A 16130-nucleotide genomic window follows, 5' to 3' on the forward strand; every position below is an offset into this window, starting at 1 on the left:
CCTCAGTCGTCATCGGCGCCGTCACCCAGGGTGGCGATGGAGACCGACGTGATGCCGAGGCGGCCGACCACGTCCAGCGCGCGCACCACGGACTGGTGGCTGGCATTGGCGTCGGCGCGGATCAGGACCGGATCGTCCTCGCGATCCTCGCGAGCCTCGGACAGTACCCGCTCCAGGGTCTCGGCGCGGCGGTTGATCAACTCCTGGCCGTCAATGAAGTAGTTGCCATTGGCATCCACGACGATGTCGATCCAGGCACGCTCCACCGCCTCGGCCTCGCGGTCGGCCGAGGGCAGGGTCAGTTCGATGTCCGCGTGCTGGTCGAAGGTGGTGGAGACCATGAAGAAGATCAGCAGCAGGAACACCACATCGATCAGTGGCGTCAGGTTGACGCCCGGCTCTTCCTGGCGGCGTGGCGTACGGAAGTTCACGCCTTCGCCCCGCCCTCGGTCGCACCGACCTCGCGCTCGCCGTGGATCACCTCGACCAGCTTGGTGGCTTCCTGCTCCATCTCCAGCACCAGGTCGTCGATATGCCCGCGGAAGTAGCGGTGAAAGGCCAGTGCGGGAATCGCCACGCCAATACCGGCAGCCGTGGTAATCAACGCCTGGGAGATACCGCCGGCCAGATCGCGCGGGCTGCCAACGCCGATCTCGGTGATCACGGTGAAGACCTCGATCATGCCGACCACGGTCCCCAACAGGCCGAGCAGCGGGGTGATCATGGCGATCGTGCCCAGGGTGTTCATGTAGCGCTCGAGTTCGTGGGCCACGCGCCGCCCCGCCTCCTCGATACTTTCCTGGGTGACCTGACGGGCGCGGTCATGGGTCGCCAGGCCCGCTGCGAGAATCGCACCCAGGGGGGAACCGGCCCGCAGGCGCTGGATGTCGTCCAGCTTCAGCCCCCGGGTGCGCATCTGCTCCCATACCGAGGTCAGCAGGCGTGGCGGCACCACGCGCGACCGACGCAGGGTCCATAGCCGCTCCAGGACGATGGCGACGGCCAGTACGGAACACAGCAGGATCGGCAGCATCAGCCACCCGCCCGCTTGTACGATCTCCAGCATGCAACTCCCCCTCGGATATCGGCGCGCGTCAGGCGCGCCGGAATACGGCCATGGATTCCACGTGCGCGGTATGCGGGAACATGTCCATGATCCCCGCCCGCTCCAGGCGATAGCCATGATGATGCACCAGGCGCTCCGCGTCACGGGCGAGCGTGGCCGGGTTGCAGGACACATAGACCATGCGCTCGATGCGCTGCGGTGCCAGGGCCTCGATCACCGCCGCCGCGCCGGTGCGCGGCGGGTCCAGCAGCACCCGGTCAAAGCGCTCGTCCAGCCATGCGGCGTTCTTCAAGGCCTCCACGTCGTCCAGGTCGGCGCGCTCGTAGCGGGTATTGGCGATCCCCTGGTCGCGCGCATTCGCACGCGCCCGCTCCAGCATCACGTCGTCCACCTCGACGCCGACCACCTCGCCCTCGGTCACGGTCCGTGCCAGCGGCAGGGTAAAGTTGCCCAGCCCGCAGAACAGATCCAGTACGCGCTGCGCCGGCTGCAGGTCCAGGGCCGCCAGCGCCTGGGGGACCATCCGGCGATTAATCTGTGCGTGCACCTGGATGAAATCGGTCGGCATGAACGGCACCGACACGCCATAATCCGGATGGTGGTAGATCAGTGGCTCGATCGGGCCGGCCAGCGGCTCCACGGTGTCCGGACCGCCCGGCTGCAGATACACCTGGTTGCCCTCGGCCTCGGCCCAGGCGGACAGGCGTTCGGTATCCGCCTGCGACAACGGATCGAGGTTGCGGAAGACCAGCGCCACGCGCTCGTCGTCATCCACCGCGACCTCGATCTGTGGCAGGCGATCGCGCGCCTCGAGCCCGTCCATCAATTCCCGCAGTGCCCGGATGCGCTGGCCAACCGCCGGGTGCAGCACCTCGCAGTGGGTCATCTCGGCGAGATACGGACTGCCGCGCTCGCGAAAGCCAACCAGCACCCCACCCTTCTTCGGCACGTACTTCGCGCCCAGCCGCGCGGTGCGGCGATAGCCCAGAGGCTCGGCGGTCAACGGCTCGAAACGCGCCTCCGGCGTCACGTGGCCGATGCGTTCCAGTGCATCGAACAGGGCCTGTTCCTTGATCTCCCGCTGGGTCCCGACGGAGGCGTGCTGCAGCTTGCAGCCGCCGCACAGGCCAAAGAACTCGCAGGGGGGGGGGACGCGGCCCGCGGCCGGCTCCAGCACCTCGACCACCTCGGCGGTGTCGAAGCGGCGCTTGCGCCCGGTCTGCACCGCCATCACACGCTCGCCCTTCAGCACGCCGTGGATGAAGCAGGCCTTGCCCTCGCGACGGATCACGCCCTGGCCGTCCAGGGTGACCTCCTCGATGCACGCCTCGAACGGGGTCTTGTCGATGCGTGCCATCAGTCCGAGCGGCCGGCCGGCTGCCAGGCGTCGAGGAATTCCCGGTGGTGCGCCGCGCCGCTGGCCTCCAGGTACTCGGCCAGTTGCTGTTGTCGGCTGGCCAGGGCGACGTCGGTCAGGTTGCCGCGCATGTACTCGAAACGCAGCCAGACCAGATAGGTATTCAGCACGTCGTGCTCGACATAATCGTGGATCTCGGCCTGGCGCCCATCGCGCCATGCCGGCCAGACCTTCGAGCCATCCATACCCAGCTTGCCGGGGAAGCCGAGCAGGCTGGCCATCATGTCGAGGCTCGTGACCGCGCGGCCCTGGAAGCCCGCCAGCACATCCATCAGGTCCACGTGCCGCCAGTGGAAGCGCGACAGGTAATTGTTGTAGCGAAACTCGCGGTCGTCATCGCCCTGCTCCCAGTAGCGCGGGGCCTGCACGCCGTTGACCAGCGCGCGGTAATGCAGCACCGGCAGATCGAAGCCACCCCCGTTCCAACTCACAAGCGTCGGCGTGCGCTTGTCGATCACGTCGAAGAACTGGCGCAGGAGCTCGGCCTCCGAAGGCGTCTGACCGTCCTCGCGGCCGAAGGCGGAGAGCTTCAGCGCATCGCCGCCCTGGTAGAGCACGCCGATGGACACAATGCGATGCAGCGGATGCTTGAGAAACTCGGAGCCGGTCTGGGCACGGCGCAGCGCGAACAGCGCCTCGGCGACTTCGTGATCGGCAAGGCCATCGAAGTCGTGCAGGCGGCGGGCGCCCTCGATATCCGGGACGGTCTCGAGGTCGAAAATCAGGACCGGGGCACTCATGCGGGGAACACGCCGGTGGAGATGTAGCGGTCACCGCGGTCACAGATGATCGCGACGAAGGTGCCACCCTCGGTCTGCGCCGCCAGTTTCAATGCCGCGGCCACGGAACCACCGGAAGAGACCCCGGCGAAGATGCCCTCCTCACTCGCCAGCCGGCGCATGGCGTCCTCGGCCTCCTCCTGGGTCACGTCCACGGTCTGGTCCACCCGCGAGGCCTCGAAGATGCTCGGCAGATAGGCCTCCGGCCAGCGCCGGATACCGGGGATGGATGCCCCCTCGGCCGGCTGCACCCCGACAATCTGCACATCCGGGTCGCGTTCCTTGAGATAGCGCGACACGCCCATGATGGTGCCGGTGGTCCCCATCGCGGAGACAAAGTGCGTCACCGTGCCCTCGGTATCGCGCCAGATTTCCGGCCCGGTGCCGAGGTAGTGCGCATCCGGATTGTCCGGGTTGCCGAACTGGTTCAGCACCCGGCCCTTGCCCTCGACCTCCATGCGATCGGCCAGGTCACGCGCGCCTTCCATGCTCTCCTCGCGCGAGACCAGCACCAGCTCGGCGCCAAAGGCCTTCATCGAGGCGCGACGCTCGGCGGACATGTTGTCCGGCATCACCAGGATCATGCGGTAGCCCTTCATTGCCGCGACCATTGCCAGCGCGATGCCGGTGTTGCCGCTGGTCGCCTCGATCAGGGTGTCGCCGGGCTGGATGTCGCCGCGACGCTCGGCCGCCTGGATCATGTTCAGCGCAGGCCGGTCCTTGACCGAGCCGGCGGGGTTGTTGCCCTCGAGCTTGACCAGCACGGTGGATGGCAGGCCGGCCGCCATACGCTGCAGGCGCACGAGCGGGGTATTGCCGACGAAGTGCTCGAGCGTCGGGAAGGATTCCGGATGCAGTCGTTTCTTCATGCGCGCAGAGTATAACCACCGGGCCCCGTCCCTGCCCACGCGCCTTTCGCGGCCTCAGGGGGGCTCCCGTCACTGAGATCGGTCCATAAACGCCCATGGCACCCATGCCGCTCGCAACGACACGCGTTCCGGCCTAAGCTCGGGCCATGCTCGTCCTACTGGAATACCTCATCGTCGCCTTCCTCGCGGTGTTCGTGATCGTGAACCCGCTGACCACCGCGTTCATCTTCATGGCGATGCTGCCGCGTGCCTCGGAGGAGAAGCGCAGGGCGATCGCCCTGCGCTCGGTGAAGGTGGCCACTTCGCTGCTGTTCGCCTTCGCCCTGCTGGGCGGGGTGATCTTCCAGCTGTTCGGGATCACGCTGGCGGCGTTTCGCATCGCCGGCGGCATCATCCTGTTCGGCATCGCCATCGGCATGATCCGGCAGAAGGGCGCCACCGAAAAGGAAACGGCCGAGGAAGTGAAGGCCGACAAGGGGCACGTGACCGAGGACATCTCGGTTATCCCGCTCGCGATCCCGTTCATGAGCGGTCCGGGCGCGATCGCCACGGTCATGATCCTGACCAGCGAGGCGCCAACGGTCTATCACACGGGACTCGTGTTCCTTGCCGTGCTGGCCTGCATGGTCGCCTGCTACTACGCGATGGTGTACTCGCGCTTGATCGTGAAGTACCTCGGGGACACCGGGAAGGACATCCTGGTCAAGGTCTTCGGCCTCATCCTCGCGGTGCTGGCGGTGCAGTTCGTGATCAACGGCGTCAGCGATGCCGCCGTCGGCTTCATGCTGGACACCGAGATGCTGGACGGGAACGAGGTCGAGGACCCGCGCGTTCCCCCGCGCGACCTCGACTGAACCGGCACGTTGCCGGGGCTACCCCCTCCCTCCGGCGAACCAGGCGCGCAGCGTGGCCACGTCCACCGCCGGGCCCCGCAGCTCGGGCCCGGCCAGCACGGTCGCCGGCTGATCCTGTTCGCCCAGCCCGTCCAGCACGGCCAGGGCGCCCACGAAGTCCTGGTCGCGGGTGTAGTCGTTGGTGGTCACGACGACCTCCAGGCCCGCGCCGCGCGCCGCACGGACTCCGTTGTCGGAATCCTCCAGCGCCAGGCAGGCCTCCGCGGGCAGGTTCATCACCTCCAGGGCATGGATAAAGATGTCCGGCGCCGGCTTCTTGGCCGGCACCACGTCACCGGCGGAGATCACCTCGAAGCGGTACGGCCCTTCACGGCCCAGCGTGGCCTCCAGCAGGGCCGTGACGTTCTCCGGGGTCGTGGTGGTCGCGATCGCCAGGCGCAGGCCCTCGGCCTCGGCCTCGTCCAGCAGGCGGCGAACCCCCGGACGGAGCGGGATCGAACCGGTTTCCAGCAAGGCCACGTAGTGCCGCGTCTTGGACGCGTGCAGCTCGCGGATGCGCGCGTCGATTTCCGGTTCCTCGAGGATCTCGGGGTGATCCTCGGACAAGTACTGGCGAATGCGCTCCTTGCCGCCGGTCACCCGCAGCAATTCGCCGTAGCGGGCCACGCTCCAGCTCCAGTCGAGGCCCGCCTCCGCGAACGCCTGGTTGAACGCGACCCGGTGACCGTCGCGTTCGGTGTCCGCCAGCGTGCCGTCCACGTCGAAGATCAACGCCTGCAGTTCCGCCATGCCGTATTTCCCTGCCTTGTCCTGTATCTCGCTGATAACGCACGCGACCCACCCCGATTCGCCACCGGGCCGGCTGCGGACGCGCGCAAACTGCCATGGCACGGGACTTGCCCGTATCGTCCGACTCTGGTACTAAGTGCGCCTCATTTTTCCAGCCGGAGAAAGCCCGCATGGCTGCAGACGAAAACACCGACAAGCCCTCCACCCAGCACATGGTCGCCGGGGGCATTGCACCCTACGTGCCAAAGCCGGACGAAGAGTACATGAATCCGGATCAGCTGGAACATTTCCGCAGCCTGCTGCGGGCATGGCGCCAGGAGCTGGCCGAGGAAGTCGATCGCACCGTAGGGCACATGCGTCAGGACGCGGCCAATTTTGCCGATCCCGCCGACCGCGCCACTCAGGAAGAGGAATTCGGGCTGGAACTGCGCGCCCGGGATCGCGAGCGCAAGCTGTCGAAAAAGATCGACGAGGCCCTGCGCAAGATCGAAACCCACGACTACGGCTATTGCGAAACCTGCGGCGTCGAGATTGGCATCCGTCGTCTGGAGGCCCGCCCGACGGCCACCATGTGCATCGACTGCAAGCAGCTCGACGAGATCAAGGAAAAGCAGCGCGCCTGATCGCCACCGGGCCGTGACTGCCACGCCCGCACCGACTGCCCCGGCCGACCGCTATGTCGGCCGGTTTGCCCCCACCCCTTCGGGCCCGCTCCACGCGGGCTCCCTGCTGGCCGCCGTGATCTCCTGGCTGGATGCCCGGAGCGCCGATGGCGACTGGCTCTTGCGTATCGACGACATCGACGGCCCCCGGGTTCGCCCGGGGGCGGCGGATGCGATTCTCCGAACGCTCGAAGCCTTCGGCCTCGACTGGGATGGTCCGGTCACCTGGCAAAGTCGGCATGGATCCGCCTACCGACGCGCCCTGGACACTCTGATGGAAACCGGCCAGGCCTTTCCCTGCGGCTGTACCCGCAAGGACCTGGCCATGCACGGCCGGACCGGATGGGAAGGTCCAGTCTATCCGGGCACCTGTCGCCACGGCCTGCTGCCCGGCCGCGAGCCGAGGGCCCTGCGCGCCCGTGCCAAAACCCGATACTGGACCGTCGAGGACCGCTTTCTCGGCGTGGTCGCCTTCGACCTGGAGGCACTGGGCAGCGACTTTGTCATCCGTCGGGCGGACGGCATCGTGGCCTACCAGCTCGCGACGGTGGTGGACGATTTCGATCTCGGCGTGACCCGCGTCGTCCGGGGGATCGACCTGCTCGGCTCCACGCCGCGGCAGCTGCAGCTCCATCAGGCCCTGGGCGCCGCCGCGCCGGCCTATGCCCACCACCCGGTGCTGGTGGCACCCGGGGGCGATAAGCTCGCGAAGGCAACCGGCGCCGACGCCATCCGCGTGGATGCCGTCCGCCGGGAACTGGCTCGCACCCTCGCGCTCGTCGGCCTGCCGCCCAGTGACCCGCAAACGCCGGACGCACCGGCCACCCAGCTGACCGAGGCCCTGGAACACCTGAAACGTCGCACCCTCGCGGACTGTCTGCCGGCACGCTCGGCACTGCCGGGAGACCTGCACGCGGTGTAGACTCGCCGCATGCCTCTCCTTCGCGCGCCAACCCGGGCGGCCCCGCAGGTGCGCCCGCCAGTGCTGACGGGCGCCGGATCATGAATGCCCAGCGCGCCATACTGATCGCCCTGCTGGGGGCACTGCTGTTCCTGAGCCCCCTGGTCATCTGGATCGCCTACTTGAGCCCGGCCTGGTGGTGGCCGTTCGCGGCCTGGATGCTGTTTATCGTGGCCATCGCGGTGCTGACCCGGAGGGAGCGCCGTGACCCTTAGCCTCGGGCTGCTCTATACCGCCGGGGTAGCCTACCTCGCCCTGCTGTTCGGGATCGCTTTCCTGGCCGATCGAGTACCCCGGGTAGGACGGCTGTCGGCCAATGGCTGGGTGTTCAGCCTGTCGCTGGGCGTGTATGCAACGTCCTGGACCTTCTACGGAAATCTGGGGTTCCTCGCCGACCAAGGCTACCTGTACCTGACCATCTACCTGGGCGTGACGCTGGCCTTTGCCGCCACGCCCTGGCTGCTGCGCCCGATCCTGCGCCTGACCCGCGAGCAGCAGCTGACCTCGCTGGCGGACCTGTTCGCCTTTCGCTACCGCAGCCGCTTCACCGGACCGGTGGTGGCGCTGTTCATGCTGGCCGGGGTACTCCCGTACATCGCCCTGCAGATCAAGGCCGTGGCCGAGTCCGCCGCCGTGCTGACGGCGGAGACCCCACCGCATCTGCTTGCCCTGACCTTCAGTGCCACCATCGCGCTGTTCGCGATCCTGTTCGGTGCCCGTCACATCGCCCCGCGCGAGAAACACGCCGGCCTGGTCCTGGCCATCGCCTTCGAGTCGATCGTCAAACTGGTCGCCATCCTCGGCATCGCCGCCGTGGCCCTGTACGCCGTCTTCGGGGGCCTCGATGGCCTGAATGACTGGCTGGCCGAGCATCCCGAGGCGGTCGATGCACTGTATGCCCCGGTGCGCGAGGGCGGCTGGTTCGCGATGATGATCCTGGCCTTTGCCGCGGCCTTCCTGCTCCCGCGCCAGTTCCACATGCTGTTTACCGAGAACATCAACCCGCAGGCCCTGAACACCGCCGCATGGGCCTTCCCGGCGTTCCTGCTTCTGCTGAACCTCCCGATGCCGGTGCTCTACTGGGCCGGCGAGGCCGCCGGGCTCGACATCTCGCCCCACTACTACGCCATCGGCATCGCCGGGCTGCTGGAGTCCCCCAGCCTGGCCCTGCTGGTCTTCATCGGCGGGCTGTCCGCCGCCAGTGCGATGATGATCGTGACCACCCTCGCGCTCGCCCACATGGGCACCAACTACCTGTCACCGCTGACCCGGCTGCACGATGAGGAGCGCAGTGCCAACCTCTACACCCGCCTGCTGTGGGGCCGGCGCATCTGGGTCGTGTTCATCATCGGGCTGGGCTACGCCTTCTACGGCCTGTTGCAGGTCGTGGAGGGCCTCGCTCAGCTGGGGCTGATCTCCTTCGCCGCCGTGGCCCAGCTCCTGCCGGGCCTGATCGGCCTGATGCTGTGGAAACAAGCGACCCGCGTCGGCTTCCTGCTGGGACTGGCGGCGGGGATCACCGGCTGGACCTTCACCCTGGTCATGCCGTTGCTGTCGGATGCCGGTATCGCCGTCGGCCTTCCCGACCCGCAGCACCTGCTACGCGCCGGGATGCTGGACCCGTGGACCTTCGCCCTGATGCTGAGCTTGGGAATCAACGCGTTTTTGTTCGTGCTCGGCTCGCTCCTGACCCGCCCCAATCGCGAGGAGGCCGAGGCCGGCCGGGCCTGCTGCCCCAATGAATCCACGGGCGCCGGCAGTGGCCTGCCCCTGGCTGGTGACGTCGCCGAGATGGAAACCGCACTCGCCGCCACCCTCGGCCCGGGCGCCGCACGTCACGAGGTCCAGCGCGCACTGGACGACCTCGGCCTGCCACGGCACACGCGCTCGCGGGGTGACCTGCGCCACCTGCGCGAGCGGATCGAACGCAACCTGTCCGGCCTGCTCGGGCCGGTCCTGGCCCGAATGATTGTCGACCAGCACCTGCGCCTCGATGCCGCCGGCCGTCACACCCTCAGCGAGAGCCTGCGCCGCATCGAGGAACAGCTGGAGACCCGATCCCTTCCGCTATCCGGCCTGGCCGCCGAACTGGACGCCCTGCGCCGCTTCCATCGGCAGATCCTGCACGAACTGCCCCTGGGCGTGGCGAGTCTGACCAACACCGGCGAGATCACCGGCTGGAACCAGGCCCTGGCGCGGCTCACGGACGTGGCCACGGAAGATGCCGTGGGCCAGAACATCCGCCAGCTCAACAGCCCCTGGAGCGGTCTCCTGACGGCCTTCCTCGAGAGCCCGGACCGTCAGTGGTACAAGCTGAACGTGGACCTGCCCGCCGGCAATCGCCGCCTGAACCTGCACCGCTCCGAGCTGCAGGATGCCCAGGGTCACGTGGAGGGCCGCGTGGTCCTGATCGAGGACGTGACCGAACGTGCCCAGCTCGAATCCGAGATCGCCCACGGCGACCGCCTCGCGTCGATCGGCCGCTTCGCCGCCGGGGTTGCCCACGAGATCGGCAACCCGCTGACCGGGATCGCCTCGCTGGCCCAGACACTGCCCCTGGAGGACGATCCGGACGAGATCCGCGGCATCGCCGACGACATCCTGGCCCAGACCCGGCGCATCAATGCCATCGTCCAGTCCCTGATCACCTTTGCCCATGCCGACGAGGGCCCATCGGCCGGACATTTCGAGACCATCGCGCTGGACGAGCTCGTGGGTGAGGCCATCCGACTGACCCGTCTGGCCGGGCGCAAGGACCTGCAATTCTCCACCACAGGCCTGGAGGGGCTGCATGTCCGCGGATCGCATGCGACGCTCCTGCAGGTCTTCATCAACCTGCTGACCAACGCCGAGCAGGCCTCGCCCGAGGCCTCCACGGTCGGCATTGCGGCCCGGCTCCACGGTCGACACATCCAGGTCACCATCGACGACGCCGGCCCCGGGATCGACGAATCCAGCCTCGAGCGCCTGTTCGAGCCGTTCTTCACCACCAAGCCAGCCGGCCAAGGCACCGGTCTTGGCCTGCCGGTGGCTTACAGCATCGTGCGCGACCACGGTGGTACCCTGATCGCTGCCAACCGTCCCGAGGGCGGGGCCCGATTCCTGCTGACACTGCCACGCCAAGACTCATGACCCGCCTCCTGCTCGTTGACGACGAAGCCCCGATCCGCCGCGCCGTGCGCCGGTTCCTGGAGCATCACGACTTCGTGGTCGGCGTGGCCGAGAACCTGGCCGAGGCACGGGCCCTGGCGGCGGCGGAGCCCTATGATCTGCAACTGGTGGACCTGCGCCTGCCCGACGGCGAGGGCATCGAACTCCTGCCGGAGTTCGGCCGCACCCCGACGGTGATCATGACCAGTTATGCCTCGGTCCCCTCGGCCGTGAACGCGATGAAGGAGGGCGCGGCCGACTACATCGCCAAGCCCTTCGACCACGACGCCCTGCTGCTGACCCTTCGCGCCGCGCTGCGCGAGGGCGAGGCTCGCGACCGGGCCGAACCCGCCGCGGCCGAGCACGCCGGCGACGCCCCGGACCAGCCGGGCCTCGGCCTCGTGGGCGAGAGCCCTGCCATGCAGCTGCTGCGCGACCAGATCCGGCGGGTCGCGGCCACCCATTCCACCGTACTGCTGCGCGGCGAGTCGGGCACCGGCAAGGAGCTGGCCGCCCGCGCCCTGCACGACCTGAGCCCGCGCGCCGACGGCCCGTTTGTGGCGGTCAACTGCGCCACCATCCCCGAGGGTCTGGTCGAGGCCGAACTGTTCGGCCACGCCCAGGGGGCCTACACCGGCGCGGTCAAGGCGCGCACCGGCCTGATCCAGAGCGCCCACGGTGGAACCCTGTTCCTGGACGAGATCGGCGAGCTCGCCCCCGCCGCCCAAGCACGGCTGCTGCGCGTCCTGCAGGACGGCGAGATCCGCCCGGTCGGGGCCAACGAGAACCTGAAGGTGGACGTGCGCCTGCTGGCGGCAACCCATCGCGACCTCGAGGCCATGATCGAGGAACAGGCGTTCCGCGCCGACCTCTACTACCGCCTGCGCGTGCTGGAGCTGGCCATTCCGCCCTTGCGCGAGCGGCGCGAAGACATCCTGCCGCTGGCCCAGCACTTCCTCGAGGAGTTGGCCGGTTCGGGGCCGATGCCCCGCCTGACTCAGGCCGCGCGGGACGCCCTCGAATGCCAGGACTGGCCGGGGAACGTCCGCGAACTGGCGAACGCCCTGGAACGCGGCTGGGTGCTCAGTCCCGACGGCCACATCGATCCCGAACACATGAACCTGGAAACCCGGGATGCCGGCAACACCGAAGACACCCCCAACCCGGCCTGTCCCACCCGGCGCAAGGGCGTGGGCGCGAGCCTGAACGAGTATTTCCGCCAGTTCGTGCAGGAGAACCAGGGCCGCATGACCGAGACGGAACTCGCCCGGGCGCTGGGTATCAGCCGCAAGACGCTTTGGGAACGCCGGCAGCGCGAGAACCTGCCCCGGCCGCGCACCTGAACGCATCGTCGTGGCGGAACCGCCCGAAGCCCGGCGTGTATTCCTGGCCCTGTGGCCCGACGAGGCCACACGCGAGGCCCTGCACCAGCTGGGGCGCTCACTGGACGGTGCCGGACGGCCGGTCCCGCGCGATCACCTGCACTTGACGCTCGCCTTCGCCGGGACGGTCCCGGCGAGACAGGCCGACTGCCTGGCCCAACGCATCCCGGAACTTCCCTGGGCCCCGCTCGACCTGACCCTGGATCGCCTGGGCCATTTTGCCGGGCCACGCATCACCTGGATCGGGCCCGGCGAACCCCCGAGGGACCTGCTGGCCCTGGCCGACCGGGCGCGGGCCCTGTGCCGCGAATGCGGGATCGATACCGGTCCGCCACGACCGTTCCGGCCCCATGTATCCCTGCGACGCCACGCGGCCCCACCCGCTAGGGAAAACGTCAAACAACCACTTCGCTGGCGGGCCGACACGATGGTGCTGATCGAATCGGGCCGCAACGGGCATCCCGGACCCTACCGGATCCTCGCCCGGACCCAGGGAAACGCTGATTAATCGACCGGCGGCAGGTTATCCGTCGCCGACGGGTCCGCCGGCTCGGCAGGGTCTGCCGGTTCAGCCGGGCGCGTTCCCGTGTCCGGTTGCGTCGGGGTCCCGTCGCCCAGCGGCGGAGCATCCTGAGGCTGGCCCTGTCCTTGTGGCTGCCGCTGATCTCCTTGCGGCTGGCCCTGACCTCCCGGGGGCTGTCCCTGTCCCTGCGGCGCGGTCGGCGCGCCACCCTGACGGGGTTCCGGCTGGCCACCGCGCTCCATCTGGCCGGGCGCCTGCTGGGGCTGCCCCGGAGGCATGCCCTGACCCCGTTCCTGGTCTTGGCCGGGGGCCTGCTGGGGCTGCCCCGGGGGCATGCCCTGACCCCGTTCCTGACCCTGGCCGCGCGGCGTGCCGCCCTGCCCCGGGACATCCTGCCCTCCCGCCGGCGGCGCGCCCCGTTCCGCGGGCGGCATGCCCTGACCCATGCCACCTTGCTGGCCGCCATCTTGCTGGGCCTGTGCGTGGGCCGCACCAACGGCGAAGAGGGAACCGACAGCGAGGATCAATGGTGTACTGCGAAATCTCGTCATGAGGAACTCCTTGCGGGCCTGAAGCCATTTGTTCAGCACCCGTTGATAGCAGCCAGCCACCGCAGCCCCCAAGGACCACGGGCGAGTTCCCCGGCATTTCGTGAAGCACTTCACTTCATGGACGGCGCCTGTGCGGCCGAATCAGTTCTTCAGCGCGACCGGAACGGTAAACATCAGCAGCCCGTAGTCGGCCTCGTACTGTTCCTTAAACCGGGCCGCGATCCGGTCGCACAGATCGGCCGAGGCCAAGACCTCCAGCTTGATGTTGCCCCCGGCCCGCCAGTTGCCCCGGCGCTTGCCGTGCCGGCCCCAGCCGCGTGCATCGGTGATGGTGTAGCCGGCCACCCCCATGGCGCACACCTCATTGATCAGCATCTCCTCGAGGATCGCCTCGGCCACCACCGTCAACAAGTGCATGTCATCGGATTGCATCGAACTAGCCTCCCAGCGAATAGAGGGTCTGGGCCATCCAGAAGTACAGCGGCACGCCCACGAAGATATTGAACGGGAATGTCACCCCCAGCGAGGCGCCGATCGACAGCGCGGGATTGGCCTTGGGTACCGCGATACGCATGGCGGCCGGCGCCGCGATATACGACGCACTGGCGTACAGGGTGGCAAGCAACAGCGTCCCGCCAATCGACAGCCCCAGCGCATATCCCAGCAGCGTTCCCAGAACCGCCGACACAATCGGCATCACAATGGCGAAGACGATCAGGAACAGCCCGTACTGGCGCACGTCCGCGATGCGGCTGGAGGCCACCAGCCCCATCTCCAGCAGGAAGAGCGCCAGGACCCCCTTGAACAAATCAAAGAACATCGGCTCCAGCGGTTCGATATGGTCCGGCCCCACCACAAATCCGATCACCAGGCCACCGGCCAGCAGGATGATGCTCTTGCCGAAGAAGACCTCCTGCAGGGTCTGGCCCCAGCGGGTAGGACCCTTGCTGCCCATGCGCGCCAGCAGGATCCCGATGATCAGCGCCGGCATCTCCAGCAACACGAGGAACACCACCATGTGGCCCTCGTAATCGAGGTCGTGGGACGCCAGGAACGCCACTGCGACGGAGAAGGTCACCACCGAAACCGAGCCGTAATGCGCGGCGATGGAGGCGGAGTCGGCCCGCGGCATCCGCCCCAGCCAGCGGAGGACGGGAAACGCCATTAGTGGGATCAGCGAGCCCACGGCCAGCACCGCAAGGCCGGGCAACAGAAGCGGAAGCAACTCGCTTTCCGCCAGCTTCACCCCTCCCGTCAGGCCAATCGCGAGCAACAGATAGATCGACAGGGCCTCGTAGATCGCCATCGGGATCTTGAGATCCGACTTGGCGAGCCCGGCGATCGCGCCCAGGAGGAAGAACAGTACGACCGGATCCAATGCCATTGCGCCTCCGTCCACATTTGCAGGCACGCCATTTCCAGCGATTTGTCTCGGTATCGTAGGCGAGACCGCGGCCGGAGGAAACCGCCGAACGACCCCGCCCGCGCCCGGCAGGCCTGGATCACGGGCACCCTCTGGACCGGCATCCGCGCAATCCACTGAGCTACGCTCGGGAGAAGGGGCTCTTCAAGAGGACAACCGAATGACCCGAATCCTGATCCTGCAGGGCCACCCGGACCCGGCGGGGGGCCATCTCGACCACGCCCTGGCCGATGCCTACCGCGAGGGGGCCGAACAAGGCGGCCTCGCGGTGGACACCTATACCATCGCCCACCGTGACTTCCCGCTGCTCAAGAGCCAGGCCGAATTCCTGGACGAGACCGTGCCGCCCGCGATTCTGGAGGCCCAGGAACTGATCGAGACCGCCCACCACCTTGTCCTGGTCTACCCGCTTTGGCTGGGCGACATGCCAGCGCTGGTGAAGGGGTTCCTCGAGCAGACCCTGCGGCCGTCGTTTGTCGCCGATGGCGACATGAATCGCCTGCGTCACACGCGCCTCAAGGGCCGGTCGGTTCGCATCGTCGTCACCATGGGGATGCCGGCCCTCGCTTACCGCTGGTGGTTCGGCGCCCACAGCCTGAAGAGCCTCGAACGCAACGTCCTGCGCTTCTGTGGTTTCGGCCCGGTCCGCCACACCCTGATTGGCCGCAACGGGGGCGACGCCGCCGCCCGAGAACACTGGCTCCGCCACCTGCGCGCACTCGGCCGCCAGGGGCAGTAATCCCCCGCGTCAGCCCGGGAGATCGGGCGTCGGCGGGGTGGGCGGTTCGGGGAGATCGGACGGGTCCGGCAACGGCGCGTCGTCCGGGGACGGCGGCGAGGATGGATCCGGTGCCCGCGGACGATCGGGTCGGGGCTCGTGGCGGCGCTGCCCGGGCGGAGTGCCTCCATGGCCGGGCGGCAGATCGCCGGCGGCCGGGGTGTCGCCACTGGCGCCCGGAGGACCCGCCGGCGGACCGCCCGCCGGCTGCGCCTGAACGCTGCCAAACGCCAGAAGGGCGCCCACGAACGCGGCCTGCATCAGGTGACGAAACGGGGTCTTCATGCCACGCACTCCTTTCGTGGTTGCCTGACCGTGAGGCGGCGCGACACCCCCGGGGTTCCTGCCATCCCGCGACACTGCCGAGCCGTTCACACCCGGAGAAGCACAGTGACGTGCTTTCCCTACGCCTCGACCACCAGCTGCTGGAACAGTCCGCCCAGGATCACCAGGGCGAAGCCTGCGTACAGGCCTGCGACCACGTCATCCATCATGATGCCGTGGCCGTCCTGCCACTTGTGGTCGAAGTAGTTCGCGGGCCAGGGCTTGAGGATGTCGAACACCCGGAACAGCAGGAAGCCGACGACCACCCACATCAGCCCCGCCGGGGCGAAGGCCAGCGTGATCAGCATACCCGCCCATTCGTCCCAGACGATGCCGGGGTGGTCGTGCACCCCCAGCCTGCGTGCGCTCTCACCGCAGATATGGAACCCGGCCATCACCACGATCACGGTGGTCGCGATATAGGCCCATTCGGGGAAATTCATGATCGCGAAGTACAGCACCAGCGCCCCCAGCGAACCGGTGGTCCCCGGGGCCCAGCGCGACAGGCCACTGCCGAAGCCGAACGCCAGCAGGTGGATCGGATCGCCGAAAACGGTCTTCGCCGATGGCATCTGCGGTTTGCGGATCTTTCGCTCCGGCAT

General features: G+C 68.1%; 19 protein-coding genes. 8 read left to right on the plus strand and 11 right to left on the minus strand.

Features of this window, described 5'->3' with window-relative positions; genetic code table 11:
• Positions 1-2 precede the first annotated feature (2 nt).
• The 5 genes from ACESLR_RS06360 to cysM are packed head-to-tail and all read right to left on the minus strand — an operon-like array spanning position 3 to position 4131.
• Positions 3-431, minus strand: a complete 429-nt coding sequence (locus ACESLR_RS06360) for an ExbD/TolR family protein (protein ID WP_373024957.1) — start codon at positions 429-431, stop codon at positions 3-5.
• Positions 428-1066, minus strand: coding sequence for a MotA/TolQ/ExbB proton channel family protein (locus ACESLR_RS06365; protein WP_373024958.1), 639 nt, complete (start codon positions 1064-1066; stop codon positions 428-430). The genes ACESLR_RS06360 and ACESLR_RS06365 overlap by 4 nt, the downstream gene beginning before the upstream one ends.
• A gap of 28 nt (positions 1067-1094) precedes the next feature.
• On the minus strand, positions 1095-2423 hold the full coding sequence (gene rlmD / locus ACESLR_RS06370) for a 23S rRNA (uracil(1939)-C(5))-methyltransferase RlmD (RefSeq protein ID WP_373024959.1): 1329 nt from the start codon (positions 2421-2423) through the stop codon (positions 1095-1097).
• Positions 2423-3223 carry a 3'-5' exonuclease gene (locus tag ACESLR_RS06375; RefSeq protein WP_373024960.1) on the minus strand — a complete coding sequence of 267 codons (801 nt, stop codon included), beginning with the start codon at positions 3221-3223 and terminating at the stop codon, positions 2423-2425. Before ACESLR_RS06375 ends, rlmD begins: the two co-directional genes overlap by 1 nt.
• Positions 3220-4131 (minus strand): cysteine synthase CysM, encoded by a 912-nt coding sequence (gene cysM / locus ACESLR_RS06380; RefSeq protein ID WP_373024961.1) that lies wholly within the window; start codon positions 4129-4131, stop codon positions 3220-3222. Before cysM ends, ACESLR_RS06375 begins: the two co-directional genes overlap by 4 nt.
• 146 nt (positions 4132-4277) lie before the next feature.
• On the opposite strand from cysM, the gene ACESLR_RS06385 reads away from it, so the two are divergent.
• Positions 4278-4985, plus strand: coding sequence for a MarC family protein (locus ACESLR_RS06385; RefSeq protein WP_373024962.1), 708 nt, complete (start codon positions 4278-4280; stop codon positions 4983-4985).
• Positions 4986-5003: 18 nt separating this feature from the next.
• Here ACESLR_RS06385 and ACESLR_RS06390 read toward each other — a convergent pair whose 3' ends face one another.
• Complete coding sequence (locus ACESLR_RS06390; RefSeq protein WP_373024963.1) at positions 5004-5774, minus strand: HAD family hydrolase; 771 nt, start codon at positions 5772-5774, stop codon at positions 5004-5006.
• Between the two features lie 170 nt (positions 5775-5944).
• Between ACESLR_RS06390 and dksA the strand changes: the two genes are divergently transcribed.
• The 6 genes from dksA to thpR all read left to right on the plus strand — a co-directional run bounded on the left by dksA (position 5945) and on the right by thpR (position 12437).
• The gene (gene dksA / locus ACESLR_RS06395) at positions 5945-6397 is read left to right on the plus strand and encodes an RNA polymerase-binding protein DksA (RefSeq protein ID WP_017942308.1); all 453 of its coding nucleotides are present in this window, start codon (positions 5945-5947) and stop codon (positions 6395-6397) included.
• A 13-nt stretch (positions 6398-6410) separates the two neighbouring features.
• On the plus strand, positions 6411-7358 hold the full coding sequence (gluQRS, locus tag ACESLR_RS06400; RefSeq protein WP_373024964.1) for a tRNA glutamyl-Q(34) synthetase GluQRS: 948 nt from the start codon (positions 6411-6413) through the stop codon (positions 7356-7358).
• An 80-nt stretch (positions 7359-7438) separates the two neighbouring features.
• The gene (locus ACESLR_RS06405) at positions 7439-7612 is read left to right on the plus strand and encodes a hypothetical protein (RefSeq protein WP_373024965.1); all 174 of its coding nucleotides are present in this window, start codon (positions 7439-7441) and stop codon (positions 7610-7612) included.
• On the plus strand, positions 7602-10529 hold the full coding sequence (locus ACESLR_RS06410) for an ATP-binding protein (RefSeq protein WP_373054238.1): 2928 nt from the start codon (positions 7602-7604) through the stop codon (positions 10527-10529). The genes ACESLR_RS06405 and ACESLR_RS06410 overlap by 11 nt, the downstream gene beginning before the upstream one ends.
• The gene (locus tag ACESLR_RS06415; protein WP_373066857.1) at positions 10526-11890 is read left to right on the plus strand and encodes a sigma-54-dependent transcriptional regulator; all 1365 of its coding nucleotides are present in this window, start codon (positions 10526-10528) and stop codon (positions 11888-11890) included. Before ACESLR_RS06410 ends, ACESLR_RS06415 begins: the two co-directional genes overlap by 4 nt.
• Positions 11891-11900: 10 nt before the next feature.
• Complete coding sequence (gene thpR, locus ACESLR_RS06420; RefSeq protein WP_373024967.1) at positions 11901-12437, plus strand: RNA 2',3'-cyclic phosphodiesterase; 537 nt, start codon at positions 11901-11903, stop codon at positions 12435-12437.
• Here the strand turns inward: thpR and ACESLR_RS06425 are convergent.
• The 3 genes from ACESLR_RS06425 to ACESLR_RS06435 all read right to left on the minus strand — a co-directional run bounded on the left by ACESLR_RS06425 (position 12434) and on the right by ACESLR_RS06435 (position 14387).
• On the minus strand, positions 12434-13003 hold the full coding sequence (locus ACESLR_RS06425; RefSeq protein ID WP_373024968.1) for a hypothetical protein: 570 nt from the start codon (positions 13001-13003) through the stop codon (positions 12434-12436). The two genes, thpR and ACESLR_RS06425, sit on opposite strands and share 4 nt — an antisense overlap.
• 141 nt (positions 13004-13144) lie before the next feature.
• Complete coding sequence (locus ACESLR_RS06430) at positions 13145-13435, minus strand: P-II family nitrogen regulator (protein ID WP_373024969.1); 291 nt, start codon at positions 13433-13435, stop codon at positions 13145-13147.
• 4 nt (positions 13436-13439) lie between these two features.
• Positions 13440-14387 carry a sodium-dependent bicarbonate transport family permease gene (locus tag ACESLR_RS06435; RefSeq protein ID WP_373024970.1) on the minus strand — a complete coding sequence of 316 codons (948 nt, stop codon included), beginning with the start codon at positions 14385-14387 and terminating at the stop codon, positions 13440-13442.
• 199 nt (positions 14388-14586) lie between these two features.
• Here ACESLR_RS06435 and ACESLR_RS06440 point away from each other — a divergent pair, with 199 nt between their 5' ends.
• Positions 14587-15165 (plus strand): NAD(P)H-dependent oxidoreductase, encoded by a 579-nt coding sequence (locus ACESLR_RS06440; protein ID WP_373054237.1) that lies wholly within the window; start codon positions 14587-14589, stop codon positions 15163-15165.
• Between the two features lie 9 nt (positions 15166-15174).
• Here ACESLR_RS06440 and ACESLR_RS06445 read toward each other — a convergent pair whose 3' ends face one another.
• Positions 15175-15489: a hypothetical protein gene (locus ACESLR_RS06445; RefSeq protein ID WP_373024972.1), complete on the minus strand. Its 315-nt coding sequence runs from the start codon at positions 15487-15489 to the stop codon at positions 15175-15177.
• 119 nt (positions 15490-15608) lie between these two features.
• Positions 15609-16130, minus strand: a complete 522-nt coding sequence (locus tag ACESLR_RS06450) for a phosphatidylglycerophosphatase A (protein WP_373024973.1) — start codon at positions 16128-16130, stop codon at positions 15609-15611.

Origin of the sequence: Thioalkalivibrio sp. (assembly GCF_041685615.1) — a bacterium.
In the GTDB taxonomy this organism is placed as follows: Bacteria; Pseudomonadota; Gammaproteobacteria; order Ectothiorhodospirales; family Ectothiorhodospiraceae; genus Thioalkalivibrio.